General features: G+C 49.9%; 1 pseudogene. It reads left to right on the top strand.

Annotated features, from left to right (window positions below):
- Window positions 1-561: pseudogene (locus tag ACTHS3_RS16640) on the top strand (DNA-directed RNA polymerase subunit beta); the annotation flags it as partial.

Here is a 561-nt window from a genome sequence, read left to right as displayed (position 1 = left end):
GTGAAAGTATTTATCGCCATCAAACGCCGTCTGCAAGCCGGTGACAAAATGGCGGGTCGCCACGGTAACAAAGGCGTGGTATCACGCATTCTACCGGTGGAAGACATGCCTTACATGGCTGACGGCCGTCCAGTAGACATCGTACTGAACCCATTGGGCGTACCTTCCCGTATGAACATCGGTCAGATTTTGGAAGTTCACTTGGGTTGGGCGGCAAAAGGTATCGGTGAACGCATCGACCGTATGCTGAAAGAGCAACGCAAAGCCAGCGAGCTGCGTGAATTCTTGAACAAGCTCTACAACGGTAGCGGCAAGAAAGAAGATTTGGACAGCCTGACAGATGAAGAAATCATCGAATTGGCTTCCAACCTGCGTAAAGGTGCATCTTTCGCTTCTCCTGTATTCGACGGCGCGAAAGAGTCTGAAATTCGCGAAATGTTGAACTTGGCTTACCCAAGCGAAGATCCTGAGGTTGAGAAACTGGGCTTCAACGACAGTAAAACGCAAATTACGCTGTATGACGGCCGTTCAGGTGAAGCATTTGATCGCAAGGTTACAGTC

This window comes from Neisseria sp. P0009.S007, assembly GCF_051962515.1.
This window is presented reverse-complemented; position numbering and strand designations above follow the sequence as displayed.